General features: G+C 57.1%; 19 protein-coding genes. 13 read left to right on the forward strand and 6 right to left on the reverse strand.

The genetic code is table 11. The features are described 5' to 3' along the window. The first annotated feature begins 58 nt into the window (after positions 1-58). From VNZ60_RS00420 to ppnP, 5 genes are all read left to right on the forward strand, one after another. The gene (locus VNZ60_RS00420) at positions 59-1,354 is read left to right on the forward strand and encodes a M48 family metallopeptidase (protein ID WP_325656084.1); all 1,296 of its coding nucleotides are present in this window, start codon (positions 59-61) and stop codon (positions 1,352-1,354) included. Next, positions 1,347-2,312 carry a ribosome small subunit-dependent GTPase A gene (gene rsgA / locus VNZ60_RS00425; RefSeq protein WP_325656085.1) on the forward strand — a complete coding sequence of 322 codons (966 nt, stop codon included), beginning with the start codon at positions 1,347-1,349 and terminating at the stop codon, positions 2,310-2,312. Before VNZ60_RS00420 ends, rsgA begins: the two co-directional genes overlap by 8 nt. A 246-nt stretch (positions 2,313-2,558) precedes the next feature. After that, positions 2,559-3,473, forward strand: a complete 915-nt coding sequence (argF, locus tag VNZ60_RS00430) for an ornithine carbamoyltransferase (protein WP_325656087.1) — start codon at positions 2,559-2,561, stop codon at positions 3,471-3,473. Between the two features lie 37 nt (positions 3,474-3,510). Further along, positions 3,511-4,845 carry an argininosuccinate synthase gene (argG, locus tag VNZ60_RS00435; RefSeq protein ID WP_325656089.1) on the forward strand — a complete coding sequence of 445 codons (1,335 nt, stop codon included), beginning with the start codon at positions 3,511-3,513 and terminating at the stop codon, positions 4,843-4,845. Between the two features lie 26 nt (positions 4,846-4,871). After that, the gene (ppnP, locus tag VNZ60_RS00440; RefSeq protein ID WP_325656091.1) at positions 4,872-5,186 is read left to right on the forward strand and encodes a pyrimidine/purine nucleoside phosphorylase; all 315 of its coding nucleotides are present in this window, start codon (positions 4,872-4,874) and stop codon (positions 5,184-5,186) included. Positions 5,187-5,353: 167 nt separating this feature from the next. Here the strand turns inward: ppnP and murB are convergent, their stop codons facing one another. After that, a complete protein-coding gene (gene murB / locus VNZ60_RS00445) occupies positions 5,354-6,385 on the reverse strand; it encodes a UDP-N-acetylmuramate dehydrogenase (RefSeq protein WP_325656093.1) in 1,032 nt (343 codons plus the stop codon). Positions 6,386-6,578: 193 nt separating this feature from the next. On the opposite strand from murB, the gene VNZ60_RS00450 reads away from it, so the two are divergent. Further along, positions 6,579-7,064, forward strand: a complete 486-nt coding sequence (locus tag VNZ60_RS00450) for a YajQ family cyclic di-GMP-binding protein (RefSeq protein ID WP_325656095.1) — start codon at positions 6,579-6,581, stop codon at positions 7,062-7,064. A 110-nt stretch (positions 7,065-7,174) separates the two neighbouring features. Continuing rightward, on the forward strand, positions 7,175-7,825 hold the full coding sequence (locus VNZ60_RS00455; protein WP_325656097.1) for a retropepsin-like aspartic protease family protein: 651 nt from the start codon (positions 7,175-7,177) through the stop codon (positions 7,823-7,825). A gap of 47 nt (positions 7,826-7,872) precedes the next feature. On the opposite strand, the gene aroG is transcribed toward VNZ60_RS00455, so the two are convergent. Further along, on the reverse strand, positions 7,873-8,940 hold the full coding sequence (aroG, locus tag VNZ60_RS00460; protein WP_325656099.1) for a 3-deoxy-7-phosphoheptulonate synthase AroG: 1,068 nt from the start codon (positions 8,938-8,940) through the stop codon (positions 7,873-7,875). Between the two features lie 297 nt (positions 8,941-9,237). Continuing rightward, the gene (locus VNZ60_RS00465) at positions 9,238-10,443 is read right to left on the reverse strand and encodes an MFS transporter (RefSeq protein WP_325656101.1); all 1,206 of its coding nucleotides are present in this window, start codon (positions 10,441-10,443) and stop codon (positions 9,238-9,240) included. A gap of 236 nt (positions 10,444-10,679) precedes the next feature. Here VNZ60_RS00465 and VNZ60_RS00470 point away from each other — a divergent pair, with 236 nt between their 5' ends. From VNZ60_RS00470 to VNZ60_RS00490, 5 genes are all read left to right on the forward strand, one after another. After that, on the forward strand, positions 10,680-11,477 hold the full coding sequence (locus VNZ60_RS00470; protein ID WP_414648743.1) for a 2OG-Fe(II) oxygenase: 798 nt from the start codon (positions 10,680-10,682) through the stop codon (positions 11,475-11,477). A gap of 10 nt (positions 11,478-11,487) precedes the next feature. Next, on the forward strand, positions 11,488-12,141 hold the full coding sequence (gene alkB / locus VNZ60_RS00475) for a DNA oxidative demethylase AlkB (RefSeq protein WP_325656103.1): 654 nt from the start codon (positions 11,488-11,490) through the stop codon (positions 12,139-12,141). After that, the gene (locus tag VNZ60_RS00480; RefSeq protein WP_325656105.1) at positions 12,141-12,806 is read left to right on the forward strand and encodes a DNA-3-methyladenine glycosylase family protein; all 666 of its coding nucleotides are present in this window, start codon (positions 12,141-12,143) and stop codon (positions 12,804-12,806) included. The genes alkB and VNZ60_RS00480 overlap by 1 nt, the downstream gene beginning before the upstream one ends. Positions 12,807-12,905: 99 nt before the next feature. Then, a complete protein-coding gene (gene ada / locus VNZ60_RS00485; RefSeq protein ID WP_325656107.1) occupies positions 12,906-13,985 on the forward strand; it encodes a bifunctional DNA-binding transcriptional regulator/O6-methylguanine-DNA methyltransferase Ada in 1,080 nt (359 codons plus the stop codon). Between the two features lie 7 nt (positions 13,986-13,992). After that, a complete protein-coding gene (locus VNZ60_RS00490; protein ID WP_325656109.1) occupies positions 13,993-14,280 on the forward strand; it encodes an Ada metal-binding domain-containing protein in 288 nt (95 codons plus the stop codon). A gap of 8 nt (positions 14,281-14,288) precedes the next feature. Here VNZ60_RS00490 and VNZ60_RS00495 read toward each other — a convergent pair whose 3' ends face one another. Next, positions 14,289-14,663 carry a cupin domain-containing protein gene (locus VNZ60_RS00495; protein ID WP_414648744.1) on the reverse strand — a complete coding sequence of 125 codons (375 nt, stop codon included), beginning with the start codon at positions 14,661-14,663 and terminating at the stop codon, positions 14,289-14,291. Between the two features lie 273 nt (positions 14,664-14,936). Between VNZ60_RS00495 and VNZ60_RS00500 the strand changes: the two genes are divergently transcribed. After that, on the forward strand, positions 14,937-15,536 hold the full coding sequence (locus VNZ60_RS00500) for a nucleotidyltransferase domain-containing protein (RefSeq protein WP_325656111.1): 600 nt from the start codon (positions 14,937-14,939) through the stop codon (positions 15,534-15,536). A 113-nt stretch (positions 15,537-15,649) separates the two neighbouring features. Here VNZ60_RS00500 and VNZ60_RS00505 read toward each other — a convergent pair whose 3' ends face one another. Both VNZ60_RS00505 and tldD read right to left on the reverse strand, forming a co-directional pair. Beyond that, positions 15,650-16,120, reverse strand: a complete 471-nt coding sequence (locus VNZ60_RS00505; protein ID WP_325656113.1) for a GNAT family N-acetyltransferase — start codon at positions 16,118-16,120, stop codon at positions 15,650-15,652. A 30-nt stretch (positions 16,121-16,150) separates the two neighbouring features. Beyond that, positions 16,151-17,611, reverse strand: coding sequence for a metalloprotease TldD (gene tldD, locus VNZ60_RS00510; RefSeq protein ID WP_325656115.1), 1,461 nt, complete (start codon positions 17,609-17,611; stop codon positions 16,151-16,153). Between the last annotated feature and the right edge of the window lie 49 nt (positions 17,612-17,660).

Here is a 17,660-nt window from a genome sequence, read left to right on the forward strand (position 1 = left end):
CAGGCCCAGCGTTTGTTTGCGTAAGCCATAAACGGGTATTTTCTCACATAGGGGCTACATGTCTTCATTTGCATTTTCAGTTTTATTCATAGTCTTCCTGGCGATCACCCTGGTGGTGCGCTTCTGGCTGGGTTCGCGCCAGATCCGCCACGTGCTGGCTCACCGCAGCGCGGTGCCGGCTGAATTCGCCGAAAAAATCCCTCTGGCAGCGCACCAGCGCGCTGCCGACTACACCGTTGCCAAGACCAAATTCGGCCTGATTTCCATGTTTGTAAGCGCTGTGGTCCTGATCGGCTTTACGCTGTTGGGCGGTTTGCAATGGCTTTCCAACATCATATTCAACTGGGCCGGCCCTGGCATGGTCTATCAGCTAGGCTTGCTGGTGGCGTTCGTCGCCATTTCCGGTGTGATCGACCTGCCCCTGGATTATTACAAACAGTTCGTGCTGGAGGCCCGTTTCGGTTTTAACAAGATGACGCTCCGGCTGTTTCTTACCGACATGCTGAAAAACACCTTGATCGGCGCCGCCATCGGTCTGCCGCTGATCTGGGTAGTATTGCTGCTGATGGCAAAATCAGGCGATCTCTGGTGGTTTTACGCCTGGCTGGTATTCAGCGGGTTCCAGCTGTTGATGCTGGTACTCTACCCGACCGTGATTGCGCCGCTGTTCAACAAGTTCACGCCGCTCACCGACGACAGTCTGCGCGATCGCATCGAAGGCTTGATGAAACGAGTCGGTTTCGCTTCCAAGGGTTTGTTCGTGATGGATGGCTCCAAGCGCAGCGCCCACGGCAATGCCTATTTCTCGGGCTTCGGCGCCGGCAAGCGGATTGTCTTTTTCGACACCCTGCTGGCGCGCCTGGCGCCGCATGAAATCGAAGCGGTGCTGGCGCATGAACTGGGTCATTTCAAGCTCAAGCACATCGCCAAGCGCATCGTCGTGATGTTTGCGATTTCGCTGGCATTCATGGCTTTGCTCGGTTATCTGAAACAGCAACTCTGGTTTTACACCGGCCTCGGCGTCAACCCGCTGCTGCTGGCTGACCTCAGCAACAACGACGCGATGGCGCTGATCCTGTTCATGCTGGCGCTGCCGATCTTTACTTTCCTGCTGTCGCCGCTAGCGTCGATCAGCTCGCGCAAACACGAATTCGAAGCCGACGCTTTTGCCGCCCAGCACACCGACGCCAACGATCTGGTAGCGGCGCTGGTCAAGCTGTATGAAGACAATGCCTCGACCCTGACGCCTGATCCTTTGCACTCGGCGTTCTACGACTCGCATCCGCCGGCCACGGTGCGCATTAGTAAGTTGACAAATAAGTTGACCAACAAGCTGACGGCGGCACATGGTTGATCACGCCAGGCAGCAAGGAAAGCAGCACAGCAACCAGCCCGGCAGCGGCCTGGTAATTGCCGCCCACGGCCGCCATTATCTGGTGCAAGCCAGGATCGGGACGGAATCGCTGAAATTGCAATGCGTCACGCGCGGCAAGAAAAGCGATGTCGCGGTCGGCGATCGGGTTCAGTTGAAACTGACTTCGCCCAACCAAGGCGTGATCGAAGCCATCGATGAACGCCATAGCCTGCTGTATCGCTCGGATCAGTATAAATCCAAGCTGCTGGCCGCCAACGTCACCCAATTGTTCATCGTGGTGGCCACCGAGCCGGGCTTTGCCGACGATCTGATTTCACGCGCATTGGTGGCGGCCGAAGCCGCTGGCGTAAGCGCCCACATCGTGCTCAACAAAACCGACATCGTCGACTCGCTGGAGAAAACCCGACAGCGGCTGCAACTCTACGCCGGCCTGGGTTATCCGGTGCATGAGGTATCGGCGCGGGCGTTTCCAGAACAAACCTGCGCCACGCTGGCGCCCTTGTTGGCGGGGCAATCTACTATCCTGATCGGCCAGTCCGGCATGGGCAAATCGTCGCTGATCAACCTGATCGTACCGGGCGCCGACATCGCCGTGCGCGAAATTTCCGCCGCTCTGGATACCGGCAAGCACACCACCACCTTCACCCGCTTGTACGAAATGGATGCGGCTGATACCAGCCTGGGGGGCATGCCCGCCAACATTATCGATTCGCCAGGGTTCCAGGAATTCGGCTTGTACCAGCTGAGCGAAGGCATGCTGGAGCGCGCTTTCACCGAATTTTCTCCCTACCTTGGCAAATGCAAGTTTTACAACTGCCATCATCTGACCGAGCCCAGCTGCGCCGTGCTGGAAGCAATGAAGGAAAACAAGATAGCGCCGATGCGGCATCAGTTGTATGTGCAATTGCTGCATGAATCGTCGCAGAAGCTCTATTAAACTGCAGCAGATTGCGGTGCTTCATGAGAAATACCGCAATCCTTTCAATTGCTAAAAACACCATATTTTGACAGGTATCTTTTCTACTGAAATCCCTTATAATTGAAGCACTTATTTCATTTCTAAGCCAATCTCAGGCGCCCTGGATACGACTGGTCAGCAACAAAGTCGGCAATACAACGGTTGTTTTAAAAATGGAATTCCAACTATCGGCGGCAGTCGCCACAGCGGCCGCCGTTTTCATTTATGGCAATCAAACACTACCTGCAGTTTTCTGATTTTTCGCTGGACGAATACGAGTACGTGATTGAACGTAGCCGTCTCATCAAACGCAAATTCAAGAATTACGAACCGCACTACACGCTGCTCGATCGCACGCTGGTGATGGTGTTCGAGAAAAACTCGACCCGTACCCGCTTGTCGTTTGAAGCCGGCATGCATCAGTTGGGCGGCGCCGCCATCTACCTCAACACGCGCGACAGCCAACTGGGGCGCGGTGAGCCGGTGGAAGATGCGGCGCAGGTAATGTCGCGCATGTGCGACGTCATCATGATCCGTACCTTCGGCCAGGACATCATCGAACGCTTTGCCACCCACTCGCGAGTGCCGGTGATCAACGGCCTGACCAACGAACAGCATCCTTGCCAGGTACTGGCCGACGTCTTCACCTACATCGAACACCGCGGCTCCATCGCCGGCAAGAAAGTGGCATGGATCGGCGATGCTAACAACATGCTGTATTCATGGCTGCAAGCAGCGCAGGTATTCGGTTTCCACGTCAATGTGTCGACCCCGAAAGGCTACGACCTCGATCCGGCCCAGGTGGCGGCGGACAACCAGCGCTACACGCTGTTCGCCAATCCGTCCGACGCCTGCGAAGGCGTCGACCTGGTCACCACCGATGTCTGGACCAGCATGGGTTACGAGGATGAAAACACAGCGCGCCTGAAAGCCTTCGACGGCTGGATCGTCGACCAGGCCAAGATGCAGCGCGCCAATCCGGACGCCCTGTTCATGCACTGCCTGCCGGCGCATCGCGGCGAAGAAGTTTCTGCCGAAGTCATCGATGGCCCGCAATCGGTGGTCTGGGATGAAGCCGAGAACCGCCTGCATGTGCAAAAGGCATTACTCGAATATCTGGTGCTCGGAAAAGTCGATTAATTTGCAACCCCAGTCACAACAACCCACACGAAATATCATGTCCAATATCCTGCAATCCGTCCCGATCAACGAAAAAGTCGGCATCGCCTTCTCAGGCGGCCTCGATACCAGCGCTGCGCTGCACTGGATGCGCCAGAAAGGCGCCATCCCCTACGCCTATACCGCCAACCTGGGCCAGCCTGACGAGCCGGACTACGACGCCATCCCGCAAAAAGCCAAGGCCTACGGCGCTGAATTAGCGCGCCTGGTCGATTGCCGCGAACAACTGGTGGCCGAAGGCATCGCCGCGCTGCAGAGCGGCGCCTTCCACATCTCCACCGCAGGCGTCACCTATTTCAACACCACGCCGCTCGGACGCGCCGTCACCGGCACCATGCTGGTGGCCGCCATGCGCGAAGACAAGGTCGATATCTGGGGCGACGGCAGCACCTTCAAGGGTAACGATATCGAGCGTTTCTACCGTTACGGCCTGCTGGTCAATCCCAACCTGCGGATCTACAAACCCTGGCTCGATGACCAGTTCATCCAGGAACTGGGCGGCCGCAAGGAAATGTCGGAATTCATGATCGCGTCGGGCTTCGACTACAAGATGTCGGTGGAAAAAGCCTATTCGACCGATTCCAACATGCTCGGCGCTACCCATGAAGCGAAAGATCTCGAATACCTGAACAGCGGCATGAAGATCGTCGAACCGATCATGGGCGTCGCCTTCTGGCGCGACGAGGTTGAAGTCAAGCGCGAGGAAGTCACCGTGCGCTTTGAGGAAGGCCGCCCGGTCGCACTGAACGGCATCGTGTTTGCCAATCAGGTCGAGCTGATGATGGAAGCCAATCGCATCGGCGGTCGCCACGGCCTGGGCATGAGCGACCAGATCGAAAACCGTATCATCGAAGCCAAGAGCCGCGGCATCTATGAAGCGCCGGGCCTGGCCCTGCTGTTCATCGCCTACGAGCGCCTGGTCACCGGCATCCATAACGAAGACACCATCGAGCAATATCGCGAAAGCGGCCGCCGCCTGGGCCGCCTGCTGTATCAAGGCCGCTGGTTCGACTCGCAGGCGATCATGCTGCGCGAGTCGGCGCAACGCTGGGTCGCGCGCGCCATCACCGGCGAAGTCACGATCGAGCTGCGCCGCGGCAACGATTATTCGATCCTCAACACCGAGTCGGCCAACCTGACCTATCATCCGGATCGCCTGACCATGGAAAAGGGCGAAGGCGCTTTCTCGCCGCAAGACCGTATCGGCCAACTGACCATGCGCAACCTCGACATCAGCGATACCCGCCAAAAGCTGGCGATCTATCAAAGCACCGGCCTGCTCGCATCCAGCAACGCCGTATCGCTGCCGCTGCTCGACAAAGACGCAGAATAAGCTCACGCCAAACAAAAGAACCCAACATGACTACTCAATTCGACAATGTCACTGTCCTCAAGCAAGGCAATGTTTATTTCGACGGCAAATGTGTTTCCCACACCGTGGTTTTCGCCGACGGCAGCAAGAAAACGCTGGGCGTCATCCTGCCGTCATCGCTGACGTTTAACACCGGCGTCGCTGAAATCATGGACATCACCAGCGGCAGCTGCCGCGTGCGCCAGAAAGATCAGCAAGCCTGGACCACCTACAGCGGCGGCGACAGTTTTGATATCCCGGCCAATTCCAGTTTCGATATCGAGACGCTGGAAACCGTAAACTACGTTTGCCATTACGCCTGATATTTGCAAAAAAACACGTAAAAAAAAGCCCGTCATGCAATCGCATGACGGGCTAAATCCATTACCTTAGGGAGTGTTGGAGATGAGACATGGCAGAGCTTAACGCTGCGATGTGACATCAATGTGACTTGATAGCGATAAAATCGCAGAAGAAACAAACTACTTCCTCAAATAAAAATCGGTTCCGGCTCCAGCACCACGCCAAACCTTGCCATCACATCCGCTTGCACCGCTTGCGCCAGGCGCACCACATCCTGGCCGCTGGCGCCGCCGCGGTTGACCAGCACCAGCGCCTGCTTCTCATAAACGCCGGCCGCGCCCAGGTTTCTCCCTTTCCAGCCGCATTGATCGATCAGCCAGCCGGCAGCCAGCTTGTAGCTGCCGTTGGCTTGCTGGTAATTCACCAGTTGCGGATGTTGCACCAGCAAGGCATTGCGTTGCGGCGCCGTCACGATCGGATTTTTGAAAAAGCTGCCGGCATTGCCGATCAGCGCCGGATCAGGCAATTTGCGGGTACGGATTGCAATCACCGCATCGCTGATATCGCGTGCAGTTGGCTGCGCCAGTTTGCGCGCTTCCAACTCTTGCGCCACATCGGCATAACGCAGAGCAGGCTGCCAGCGTTTCGGCAAGGCGAAGGTGACGTCGAGCACCACCACCCTGTCGCGCAGGCTGTGCTTGAAGATGCTGTCGCGATAGGCAAAAGCGCAGGCGTCCCGGTCCAGATGCAGGATCTCGCCGCTCTCCATATCGAGTGCGGTTAATCCGTGGAAGCGCTCTTGCAGCTCGATACCGTAAGCGCCTATGTTCTGGATCGGCGCGGCGCCGACGTTGCCAGGAATCAGCGACAGATTCTCCAGCCCTGCCAAGCCTTGCTCCAGCGTCCATAGCACTAGCTCATGCCAGTTTTCACCGGCAGCGGCGCGCACATAAACGGCATCGTCGTCTGAAGCGACAATTTCGCGCCCGCGATTACACATATGCAACACCAAACCGGGGAAATCCTGGGTCAGCACCAGATTGCTGCCGCCGCCCAGCACCAGGCGCGGCAAGCGGGTAGCATCAAGGTCTGATCTGAGCGCTTGTAATGTTTCCAGCGAAGTGACCGGCAGATAGGCATGCGTCTTGGCATCGATACCAAAGGTATTGTGCCGGCGCAGCGAAAAATCGAATTGGAACGGAAGCTTGGAGATAGTCATAGCACCGGGATTATAAACGTAAGCTGGCCCGGCCAGCGGCTAACCCGCCCCCCGAAATATAGCCAGCCATGCAAGAAAATAGACCAGCGAGACCGACACCTCGGGTTTCTTGTCCGCTAAAATGCGCATAGCTCGACGGCCGCTCGCAATATAGACGGCCGGCTTTGTTTGAACATACTGAAGGAATATCACCATGCCATCATTCGATACCGTATCGGAAGCCAATCTGGTCGAAGTAAAAAATGCCAACGATCAAGCCAACAAGGAAATCTCGACCCGCTTCGACTTCAAGGGCAGCGACGCCCGCATCGAGTTGAAAGAACGCGACCTGACCGCGTATGCCGACTCGGAATTCCAGTTAAGCCAGGTACGCGACGTGCTGACCGCAAAACTGGTCAAACGCAATGTCGATACGCGCTTCCTCGACATCGGCAAGATCGAAAAGATCGGCGGCGACAAGGTCAAGCAAATCATCAAGATCAAGAACGGCATTGAATCCGAAGCAGCCAAGAAGATCGTCCGCATCGTCAAGGACAGCAAGATGAAAGTCCAGGCCAGCATCCAGGGCGACGCCGTCCGCATCACCGGCGCCAAGCGTGACGACTTGCAGGCAGCGATGGCGATGCTGCGCAAGGAAGTGGCCGATTTGCCGCTGGAATTCAATAATTTCCGTGACTAAATTGTAGCGTGGCAACATATTGCAGGTATCATCCACCTGCTGTTGCCGGCTGACCAAGCTATCGGCATTACGGCGCTATCTCAACCTCTTGCCAGGAAAGTCGGACAACCATGCGCCCGCTTGCTTTAGTCACCTGCGTCACCAGCCTGTTTTTACTTGCTTCCATTTCTAGCGCGGCACAAGCTTCCGATATCGGCGTAGTCGGCCTGTTTCCCGGAAAAGCCGTGCTGGTGATTGACGGCTCCTCGCCGAAAACCTATGCAGTCGGCAGCAAAATCACCGACGACGTGAAGCTGGTGGAAGCCAATAGCGCCACCGCAACGCTGGAGGTTAAAGGCAAGCGGCAAGTCATCGGCATCGGCGATTACGTCAGCCGCAGCGCCCCGGGTGCATCTTCCAGCGTCACCTTGAAAGTCAATCCGCAAGGGCATTTCGTGGCGCAAGCCCAGATCAACGGTGGCATGATGACCATGCTGGTCGACACCGGCGCCACCATGATCGCACTGCCCGCTTCGGACGCGGCACGGCTGGGGGTCGATTACAAAAAGGGCAGGATGACCATGGTCAATACTGCCAACGGCGCAGCGCCGGCGTACATGGTCAAACTCAACACGGTCAAGATCGGCGATATTGAAATGAATCAGGTCGACGCCCTGGTGCAGGAGAGCGGGCTGCCGTTCGCGCTGCTTGGCATGTCGTTCCTGAATCGCACCGAGATGCGGCGCGAGGGCGAAATGATGGTGTTGACCAAGCGCTTTTGATCGCGCTTGATCTAGAGACGGGCGGATAGGCCATCCACCCTGCTTGCTTAGGCCGGGCTGCTATTCAGCAAACGGCGTTGTTTTACCGCTTCTGCCAGGCCTTCCAGCAGCGTCACGCTTTCTTCCCAGTTGATGCAACCGTCGGTGACCGACTGGCCATACACCAGTTCCTTGCCCGGCACCAGATCCTGGCGGCCGGCGATCAGGTGCGATTCAACCATCACGCCCACAATGCGGCCGTCGCCGGCTGCTACCTGGCTGCCGATATCGGCGCATACCGGAATCTGGTTTTCCGGTTTCTTCGAGCTGTTGGCGTGCGAAGCATCGATCATCAGACGCGACGCCAGGCCGCTGTTGGCGATATCCTTGCAAGCCGCATCGACGCTGGCGGCGTCGTAATTCGGCGCTTTGCCCCCGCGCAAAATGATATGGCAGTCTTCATTGCCGTTGGTCGACACAATCGCCGAATGGCCGCCCTTGGTCACCGACAGGAAATGATGCGGCTGCGAGGCGGCCTTGATGGCGTCCACCGCAATTTTGATATTGCCGTCGGTGCCGTTCTTGAAACCGACCGGGCATGACAAGCCGGAAGCCAGTTCGCGATGCACTTGCGATTCGGTGGTACGAGCGCCGATCGCACCCCAGCTGATCAGATCGGCAATGTATTGCGGGCTGATCACATCCAGAAATTCAGTACCGGCCGGCAGACCCAGTTCGTTAATATTCAACAACAGCTCACGCGCCATGCGCAGGCCGTCATTGATGCGGAAGCTGTTGTCCATGTACGGATCGTTGATCAAGCCTTTCCAGCCGACCGTGGTGCGCGGCTTTTCGAAGTACACCCGCATCACGATTTCCAGCTCGCCCTTGAGGCGCTCGCGCTCACCCACCAGGCGGCGCGCATATTCCATCGCTGCCTTGGTATCGTGGATCGAGCAAGGCCCGATCACCACCATCAGGCGGTCATCCTGGCCATGCAAGATGCGATGCAAGGCAATCCGCGAATTGGCGGCCGTTTCGGCCACTTTCTCGGAGCAGCCGAATTCGCGGATCAAATGTGACGGTGGGACTAATTCTTTCATTTCTCGTATGCGCAAATCATCGGTGCGTAGCATGTTTTTCTCCTGGCTCAAAATTGACTGGGTATAAAAAAACCGCCATCGCTGGCGGTTTTTTAGAAATTTCGGTTTGCTCTTTACTTACGAACGCTTACCGCTTTTCACCGCCGTGGGGCTGGAATAGCTAAAGTAAAAAAAGAAATAAGCGCGTGCGAAAGACATGGTTTTAAGTAAAGGATTATTAAAATCAGACCCAATAGTGCAGGATTTCCAGAAGTTTGGCAAGGCCAGTATTACCACATGTTTTATGTACAGCAAGACAATAGCGACCGGGCACAGCCTCTGACTACCCTATCAACGCATGGCGACCGCGTGGCCGGAGCCGATGACAGGGGCAACGCCATCGCGCCGGTCCAGCCGTCCTGCCAGCGAGGTCAAGCCCAATGCAGCCAGCACCACGATAGCGCCGATCCAAGGTGTCGCCATCAAACCAAGATGGCTGACGATCAGACCGCCGCCCCAGGCGCCCAGCGCAATCCCGACATTGAATGCGGCGATGTTCAGGCCGGAGGCAACATCCACTGCACGCGGTGCGTGGCGTTCTGCCTGCTGCACCACATACACTTGCAAGCCCGGCACGTTGCCGAAGGCGAAAGCGCCCCATGCCAGCACGGTCAGGACTGCCAGCCAAGGATTGGATGCAGTGAAAGTCAGCACGAACAACACCACAGCCAGCAAGGCAAACACGATTTGCAATGCGCGTATCGGTCCCTTCTGGTCAGCCAGCTTGCCGCCCCAGATATTGCCGAACGCCACCGAGACGCCATACACCAGCATCACCAGACTGACGGCGGCAGCCGAGAAGCCCGAGATTTCCTGCAAAATCGGCGCCAGGTAGGTAAAGGCAATGAAAGAGCCGCCGTAACCCAGGGCAGTGATCGCGTACACCAGCAACAGCCGCGGCTGCTTCAGGACTGCAGCCTGAGTCAGTAAGGAAGCCGGCTTGCTGCTGGCAATATTGTCCGGCACCAGGATCCAGCCGCCGATAAATGCAATCACCCCAAGCACAGACACCGCCAGAAAAGTCGACTGCCAGCCAAACGTCTGGCCGATGAACGTGCCGAGCGGCACGCCGGTGACCAAGGCGACTGTCAGCCCGGTGAACATTAACGCAATTGCGCTGGCCGCCTTTTCTTTCGGCACCAGGCCGGTGGCAATGGTCGATCCGATCGAAAAGAACACGCCATGCGCCAACCCGGTAAGCACGCGTGCCGCCATCAGCGCTTCGTATCCCGGCGCCATCCATGCGACCAGGTTGCCGATAGTAAACAAGGCCATCAAGCCCAGCAAAAGCTGCTTGCGCGGCACGCGGCCAGTCAAGGCGGTAAGCACCGGCGCGCCCACCGCAACGCCGAGGGCATAGAGACTGACCAGCAGGCCGGCCGAAGGAACGGAAACGCCGAGACTGGCGGCAATAGTTGGGATGAGCCCAACGATAACGAATTCTGTGGTACCGATGGCAAAAGCGCTAAGTGTGAGCGCCCAAAGTGCGAGTGGCATGATGATTTTCCTGTTTGAAGTTTGATGCCATGCAGTTTGATAGCTGCCGCAACAAAGAAAAACCACTCTGCCCACAATACATACTTGCCTCAAAATCAAAAATCAACTGCATTTAATGCTTATCACGCAGCAATTTTCTTGCAAAACAAGATGATTCCGAATTTGACAGCAAGAGTCGGAGTGCGCCAACTCGGCAGCCTGCTTACCCTTGGCGTTATCAAACAGATACAGAGGAAATGATGAAAACACTGCACGAAACTGCCGATCCGGTTGAAGTTGAAGTTGGGGCCGCGCCTTACCTGAAGCATGCCGTCGTTCACAACGACGGCTCCATCACAGAACGACTGCAGCGGGTGGATTGGGAAAACCTCGCGCACGAGCTGGACAACTACGGCAGTGCGCTGCTGCCAAAGTTGCTGACGTCTCAGGAATGTCAGGCTTTGTCCGCGCTGTACGCGCACAACGAACTATTCCGCAGCAGAGTCGTGATGGCGCGCCATGGTTTCGGACGCGGCGAGTATAAATATTTCAGCTACCCCCTGCCCGATCTGATCGGCGACTTGCGCAGCGCGCTCTATCCACAGCTGGCGCCTATCGCCAACCGCTGGCACCAGAGCATGAATATCGATGTCCGCTTCCCGCAACAACATGCTGCATTCATCGACCGTTGTCATGCTGCGGGCCAGCTGCGGCCAACCCCGTTGCTGTTGCAATATGGCGTCGACGATTACAACTGCCTGCACCAGGATCTGTACGGCGAACACGTATTTCCATTGCAGGCGGCAATCCTGCTATCCGAACCGGGCCGCGATTTCAGCGGCGGCGAATTCGTGATGACCGAGCAAAGGCCGCGCATGCAGTCACGCCCCGAAGTGGTTCCTCTGACCCAAGGCGACGCCGTGGTGTTTGCGGTCCACAATCGCCCGGTGCAAGGTCAGCACGGCACTTATAGGGTAAATTTACGGCATGGCGTCAGCCGCATCCGCTCCGGATCGCGGCACACGCTGGGCGTGATTTTCCATGATGCTTTATGAAGAGCAACGCATGACTTTAGATTTGTTTGAAGAGCTGGAGCAACCCGATCAGCGCCAGCAGCAATTGACACAAAACGCCTTTGTATTGCGTGGCTTCGCCACCCCGTATGTCGCGCAACTGCTGCCGGCGCTGGCAGCTATCCAGCAGGCATCGCCGTTCCGGCACATGCTGACGCCGGGCGGTTTTCGCATGTCGGTAGCCTTGACCAATTGCGGCGCCCTCGGCTGGACCAGCGACCGCCGCGGTTATCGCTACAGCGCCGTCGATCCAGAGCACGGCCGCAACTGGCCGGCCATGCCCGAGATTTTTTTACAGCTGGCGCAGGCCGCAGCAGCGCAAGCCGGTTTCGACGGTTTCACACCTGACGCTTGCCTGATCAACCGCTATCAGCCAGGCACCAAACTGTCGCTGCATCAGGATAAGGATGAGCAAGACTACGCCGCGCCGATTGTTTCCGTCTCGCTAGGTATTCCTGCGATGTTTCTGTTCGGCGGCCATCAACGTGGCGACAAGGCGCTACGCGTGCCGCTGTTTCACGGCGACGTCGTGGTCTGGGGTGGAGCGGACCGGCTGCGTTATCACGGCGTGCTGGCGCTGAAGGAAGCCGAACATCCTCTGCTTGGCAGGCAAAGAATCAATCTCACTTTCCGCAAGGCCGCTTGATGTTAGTTGCAACCATGCCGGACCCAACCACGATCGCAGCGGACATATCGGAAAACGCATACCGTAACGCTGAAAAATTCTTGTCGGCGCTGGATCCCGACTGGGCGCGCCACATTGCCCACATCGGCCCCTGTCGCCATGCCTCCAAAGCGGCGCGTGAGCCATATGAGGCATTGGTACGCGCGATTGCTTATCAGCAGTTGCACGCTCGCGCCGGCGACGCCATCCTGGCCCGCATGCTGGCCCTGTTTCACCACGCTAGCTTTCCGAGCGCGCAGCAACTACTGGATACGCCAGTCGATATCTTGCGTGGCTGCGGCTTCTCTGCCAGCAAAATCGCGACCATCCACGGCATCGCACAAGCAGCCTTGGACGGTATTGTTCCACGGCGCGCCGAAGCACTGACAATCAGCGACGAAGCACTCATCGAGCGACTGGTCAGCCTGCGCGGCGTCGGCCGCTGGACTGTCGAGATGCTGCTGATCTACACATTGGAACGATCGGACATTTTGCCGGCCGACGATTTCGGCGTGCGCGAAGGCTATCGACGCCTGAAAAACCTGCAACAGACGCCAAGCAAAAAACAGATCAGCGAAATCGGCCTAAGCTGGAGCCCTTATCGCACCGTAGCCGCCTGGTATTTGTGGCGCTTACCAAAGAATTAAGCAAGTTATTTGAATTTGATAGCAAGACTCGGAGTGTTGCTAGCCGGGCGAAGCAATAAAGTAAGGCTACAACATTCAATTGAAAGTCAGGAAGCCACTATGCGAACACTCACACAACAGCAGCAAACCGGTAAGCAAGTTGCGGAATCCGACCCGCGCTGGGCCGCAGTGCAGGCAAGAGACGCAACTGCCGACAAACTGTTTGTCTATGCCGTCAAAACCACCGGCGTATATTGCCGCCCGAGCAGCCCGACACGCCTGCCGCGCCCGGAAAACGTCGAGTTCTTCGATACTCCGGCAGCGGCAGAAGCAGCCGGCTACCGGCCCAGCAAACGCGGCGCCGATCAAACCTCGGTGGCGGCCCATCATGCTGAACTGGTGGCCGCCGCCTGCCGCAGCATCGAAAGCGCACTAGAACTACCCAGCCTGGAAATGCTGGCGGCCGACGCCGGCCTCAGCTTGTTTCATTTCCACCGCGTGTTCAAAGCTGTCACCGGGTTGACGCCCAAGGCCTATGCCAACGCCCATCGCGCCCGGAAAGTGCGCGACCATCTCAACCACAGTAATTCAGTGACTGAGGCGATCTACGACGCCGGCTTTAATTCCAACAGCCGTTTCTATGAAGCCTCGGGCCAGGTACTAGGCATGACGCCGACTGACTATCGCGCCGGCGGCGCCAACACCGATATCCGTTTTGCGATTGGTGAATGCTCGCTAGGCGCGATCCTGGTGGCGCAAAGCGAGCGCGGCGTCTGCGCCATTCTGCTGGGTGACGATCCGAACGCGCTGGCGCACGACTTGCAGGATCAATTCCCGCGCGCCCACCTGATCGGCGCCGATCACGACTTCGAACAACTGGTGGCGCAAGTGGTCGGTTTCATCGAAGCCCCTGCCCTGGGCCTGGATTTGCCGCTCGATGTGCGCGGCACGGCGTTCCAGCAGCGCGTCTGGCAGGCGCTGCGCGACATACCGGCCGGCAGCACCACCAGCTACGCTGAAATCGCCACCCGTATCGGCTCGCCCAAGGCAGTGCGCGCCGTAGCCCAAGCCTGCGCTGCGAATAGCCTGGCGGTGGCGATTCCCTGCCATCGCGTGATACGCAGCGACGGCAGCGCTTCGGGTTATCGATGGGGAGTGGAGCGTAAGCAGGCGTTGCTCGAACGGGAACAGAGAAAATGAGCAAAAGATGAATACCGTCAGCAAACAATGGCGGCTCATCGGCGCCGACGGCGGCAGTTATGACAGCGACCGCCCGGGTCAACTGGGCGGCCACCGCCGCAGCCGCATCTACGGCCGCCTGGATTGCCGTGCAGCGCTACAGGCAATCGCCAAAGGCGGCTATGTAAAGAATCGCGTGTTTTTTCTCAACCGGGCCGATGCGCAAGCCGCCGGTTATCGGCCTTGTGCGGTCTGTCTGCCGCAAGACTATGCGTGCTGGAAAGCACAGAAAAACCTGGCTGCTTCAAGCCAGTAAGCCTTGCATCACAGCGGGCGCAATTGCTCGGCCAGCGAACGCGTTTTTTCGCTCACGACATCGCCGGTATGCAAGGTCGATTTACGTTCGATCAGCATCAGGTGGCACTCCTGCTCCGCTACCGGGTTATGCCGTACGCCTTTGGGAACGACAAACATTTCGCCCTCGCCCAACTCGACTGCGCCATCTTCCATTTCGATGCGCAGATGGCCTTTGAGGACCAGAAACAATTCATCTTCATGTTCGTGGCTATGCCAGGCCAGAGAGCCTTTGACCTTGGCGACCTTGACATAAGAATCGTCTACCTCGGCGACCACGCGCGGCGACCAGTGTTCTGTCAGTGATGCGGCTATTTGCTGGGGCGACGTAACGTTTGACATCATTTTCCTTTCGGTTGCTGTTTCAATCGGTATTGAGCGCTGCGCATTCATCATTGATCATTGACTTTTAAGATGCGGTCGTCGACATCATATCGTTCGGCAATCACTCGCAAGCTCTGGCTCATTCAGCATCCTGGTAAAAGACAGCTATCAATTTGCCTGAGCAGGATAACCCGGTTTTTACACGATGATGATCGGGAAAATTAAAAACCAGAAGGGGAGTCAGAGTATAAAAACAACTTTACAATACCCACATAGGGAATCAATATTCCTTTTATGGGTATTATTTCAATCGGACTGGCGGATGCACTTTTCTCCAAAGTACAGCAACGGGTACTCGGGCTGCTGTTCGTCAATGCAGACCGCAGCTTTTATACAAACGAGATTGTACGTTTTGTCGATTCAGGAATCGGCGTTGTGCAGCGCGAATTGGAAAAGCTGACCGCATCAGGATTGGTCACGACCAAAAAAATTGGGAACCAGAAACACTATCAAGCCAACCGTGAGGCGCCGATTTTTGAGGAGCTGCGTGGCATTATGCTGAAGACGGCTGGCCTGTCTGATATTTTGCGTGCTGCACTATTGCCGCTATCCGATAAGATTCACACGGCCTTCATTTATGGCTCAATTGCCAAAGGCAACGATACAGCAAAAAGCGACATCGACCTATTTATCATCAGCGACGATTTGACCTACGCTGATTTGTACAACTTATTAAGCGCCAGTGAAGCGAGATTGGGTCGACCTGTGAATCCCTCGATTTATTCCATGCAGGAGCTGCGACGTAAGCAAGCAGAGGACAATGCCTTTGTGTTGCGCGTACTGGAACAACCCAAGATTTTTTTGACAGGCTCTGTCGATGACCTCCCAATATGAAGGCCATCTAGAAGTGAGTAATCAATTGCTTGCCGAGTTGATTGCTGCCGCAGATTTATTGCAAAAGAAAATTGAAGCAATGGCGCCAATCAGGCCTGTGCCCTCGTGAGGGACTACAGCGCAGGCGGCGCAATCATATGAATATGTGAAATGCCGTCTTCATCGTACAACTCGCCGACCGGCTCGAAACCGAAGCGGCCATAAAAGCGTTGTAGATGCGCCTGCGCACCGATCTTGACGCTATGCCCGGGAAATAATCTGGCGGTTTGCGCCATCGCCTGTTGCATCAGCTCATTGCCGCCGCTTTTGCCACGTACCTCGGGGGCGGTCACGACCCGTCCTATCGACGGCAAATCAAACGCCTTACCGGGCGGTACGATACGCGCATATGCGCCCAGCTCGCCATCCGGCAAATAACCGAAGCCGTGCCAGGAGTGCAGATCGATGCCGTCGGCATCTTGGAATACGCAGGTTTGCTCCAGTACGAACACGCGCTGCCGCAATTGCATCGCCGCATACAATTGCACGGTACTCAAATCCTGGAATGGCAGCCAGCGCCATTCCATCATGGTTGCTTGCGCCATGCTTCAATCCCTTACCTTTAAGCCCTACCCTTAAGCCGTGCCGCCGACAGTCACGCCATCGATGCGCAAAGTAGGCTGGCCGACGCCGACCGGCACGCTCTGGCCTTCTTTTCCGCACACGCCGACACCGGGATCGAGCTGCATGTCATTGCCGATCATGGAGACCCGGTGCAGGACGTCTGGACCGTTGCCGATCAAGGTTGCGCCCTTGACCGGATAGGTAACCTTGCCGTTTTCGATCATATAGGCTTCGCTCGCCGAAAACACGAATTTGCCGTTGGTGATATCGACCTGGCCGCCGCCGAAATTGACTGCATACAAACCGTTCTTTACCGACGCCAGAATCTCAGCCGGGTCTTTGTCGCCGGCCAGCATATAGGTGTTGGTCATGCGCGGCATCGGCAGATGGGCAAACGATTCGCGCCGTGCATTGCCGGTCACCGGCATCTTCATCAGGCGCGCATTCATGGTGTCCTGGATATAACCCTTCAGGATGCCATCCTCGATCAGCGTGGTGCATTGACTAGGATTACCTTCATCGTCGATGTTGAGCGAGCCGCGGCGATCGGCAATGGTGCCGTCATCCACCACGGTGACACCCTTGGCTGCCACGCGTTCGCCGATACGGCCGGAAAATGTGCTGGAGCCCTTGCGGTTGAAATCGCCTTCCAGGCCATGGCCGATCGCTTCATGCAGCAGGATGCCTGGCCAGCCAGGCCCAAGCACCACGGTCATCGGGCCGGCCGGGGCTGGCCGTGCATCCAGGTTCACCAGCGCCGAGGCAACTGCATCGGCGGCGTATTGCTCCAGCAAGGCATCGCTGAAATAGCCGTAGCTATAACGGCCGCCGCCACCGCTGCTGCCGGTTTCGCGGCGACCGTTTTGTTCGACGATGACTGTCACCGACAAGCGCACCAGCGGCCGGATATCGGCCGCAATCACGCCGTCGCTGCGCGCCACCAGCACCACATCGTATTCTCCGGCCAGGCCGGCCATCACTTGCACCACACGCGGATCCTTGGCGCGCGCCAAGCGCTCCACCCGTTCCAGCAGTTTGACTTTTTCAGTGGCGTCCAGCGAGACCAACGGATCGTGCGGCAGATACAGCGAGCGACCACCGTTCTGTTGCATGCCGGCGGCAATCTTGATCTTGCCGGCGCCCTGACGCGCAATGGTGCGGGTTGCCAGCGCCGCATCGTGCAAGGCGCTCTCGGAAATTTCATCGGAATACGAAAACGCAGTCTTGTCGCCGGAGATGGCGCGCACGCCGACCCCCTGGTCGATGGAGAAACTGCCGGTCTTGACGATACCTTCTTCCAGGCTCCAGCCTTCGCTCTTGGTGAACTGGAAGTACAGATCGGCGTAATCGACCTTGTGCGTGAACATGGTCCCTAGCGCTTTTAGCAAGCTCGATTCGTCCAGGCCGAACGGAGTCAACAGGATATCGCGCGCGATGGCTAAAGTGCTTAGGTTTGGTTCAAATGGTTTCATGGTATTTCGGCTTTGCAATGGTGTAATGCGGATTGTAGAGCATCCGCCT

Source organism: Collimonas sp. (assembly GCF_035566375.1).
GTDB lineage: Bacteria > Pseudomonadota > Gammaproteobacteria > Burkholderiales > Burkholderiaceae_D > Collimonas.

Bases quoted from the DNA above. Each gene is read 5' to 3' on its own strand.
- VNZ60_RS00505 (WP_325656113.1), bottom strand. From the start codon at position 16,120: ATGGCGCAAGCAACCATGATGGAATGGCGCTGGCTGCCATTCCAGGAT.
- VNZ60_RS00420 (WP_325656084.1), top strand. From the start codon at position 59: ATGTCTTCATTTGCATTTTCAGTTTTATTCATAGTCTTCCTGGCGATC.
- VNZ60_RS00470 (WP_414648743.1), top strand. From the start codon at position 10,680: ATGATGAAAACACTGCACGAAACTGCCGATCCGGTTGAAGTTGAAGTT.
- argG (WP_325656089.1), top strand. From the start codon at position 3,511: ATGTCCAATATCCTGCAATCCGTCCCGATCAACGAAAAAGTCGGCATC.
- murB (WP_325656093.1), bottom strand. From the start codon at position 6,385: ATGACTATCTCCAAGCTTCCGTTCCAATTCGATTTTTCGCTGCGCCGG.
- VNZ60_RS00480 (WP_325656105.1), top strand. From the start codon at position 12,141: ATGTTAGTTGCAACCATGCCGGACCCAACCACGATCGCAGCGGACATA.
- aroG (WP_325656099.1), bottom strand. From the start codon at position 8,940: ATGCTACGCACCGATGATTTGCGCATACGAGAAATGAAAGAATTAGTC.
- tldD (WP_325656115.1), bottom strand. From the start codon at position 17,611: ATGAAACCATTTGAACCAAACCTAAGCACTTTAGCCATCGCGCGCGAT.
- VNZ60_RS00490 (WP_325656109.1), top strand. From the start codon at position 13,993: ATGAATACCGTCAGCAAACAATGGCGGCTCATCGGCGCCGACGGCGGC.
- ppnP (WP_325656091.1), top strand. From the start codon at position 4,872: ATGACTACTCAATTCGACAATGTCACTGTCCTCAAGCAAGGCAATGTT.
- argF (WP_325656087.1), top strand. From the start codon at position 2,559: ATGGCAATCAAACACTACCTGCAGTTTTCTGATTTTTCGCTGGACGAA.
- alkB (WP_325656103.1), top strand. From the start codon at position 11,488: ATGACTTTAGATTTGTTTGAAGAGCTGGAGCAACCCGATCAGCGCCAG.
- VNZ60_RS00450 (WP_325656095.1), top strand. From the start codon at position 6,579: ATGCCATCATTCGATACCGTATCGGAAGCCAATCTGGTCGAAGTAAAA.
- rsgA (WP_325656085.1), top strand. From the start codon at position 1,347: ATGGTTGATCACGCCAGGCAGCAAGGAAAGCAGCACAGCAACCAGCCC.
- VNZ60_RS00455 (WP_325656097.1), top strand. From the start codon at position 7,175: ATGCGCCCGCTTGCTTTAGTCACCTGCGTCACCAGCCTGTTTTTACTT.
- VNZ60_RS00500 (WP_325656111.1), top strand. From the start codon at position 14,937: ATGGGTATTATTTCAATCGGACTGGCGGATGCACTTTTCTCCAAAGTA.
- VNZ60_RS00465 (WP_325656101.1), bottom strand. From the start codon at position 10,443: ATGCCACTCGCACTTTGGGCGCTCACACTTAGCGCTTTTGCCATCGGT.
- ada (WP_325656107.1), top strand. From the start codon at position 12,906: ATGCGAACACTCACACAACAGCAGCAAACCGGTAAGCAAGTTGCGGAA.
- VNZ60_RS00495 (WP_414648744.1), bottom strand. From the start codon at position 14,663: ATGATGTCAAACGTTACGTCGCCCCAGCAAATAGCCGCATCACTGACA.